This is a genomic window from Chromobacterium sp. LK11 (assembly GCF_001043705.1).
Taxonomy (GTDB): domain Bacteria; phylum Pseudomonadota; class Gammaproteobacteria; order Burkholderiales; family Chromobacteriaceae; genus Chromobacterium; species Chromobacterium alkanivorans.
Window position 1 is genome coordinate 1 of sequence record NZ_LDUR01000061.1, and the last position, 291, is coordinate 291.

1 rRNA gene is annotated in these 291 nt (G+C 52.9%); it reads left to right on the forward strand.

The annotated features are described in order from the left end of the window. Positions 1 to 126: 126 nt before the first annotated feature. Positions 127 to 241 (forward strand): 5S ribosomal RNA (gene rrf, locus VK98_RS22535). The last annotated feature ends 50 nt before the right edge of the window (positions 242 to 291 follow it).

Consider the following 291-nt stretch of genomic DNA (forward strand, 5'->3'; position numbering starts at 1 on the left):
TATCATTTGAGTGTCTTGGGAAACTGAGAGACGACGAGATAGTGGTTGTGCGACACAATTGAATACCGAATATATGAGGGGTGGTGAACACCATCCCAGGCTTCTTCTAGTTTGTACAAGTTTATGTCTGGTGGCCATAGCGAGGTGGTCCCACGCCTTCCCATCCCGAACAGGACCGTGAAACGCCTTAGCGCCGATGATAGTGTGGCATTCGCCATGTGAAAGTAGGACACCGCCAGACGCCCCATTGCGAAGCCCAGCTCACACGAGCTGGGCTTTACGCATTGCGCC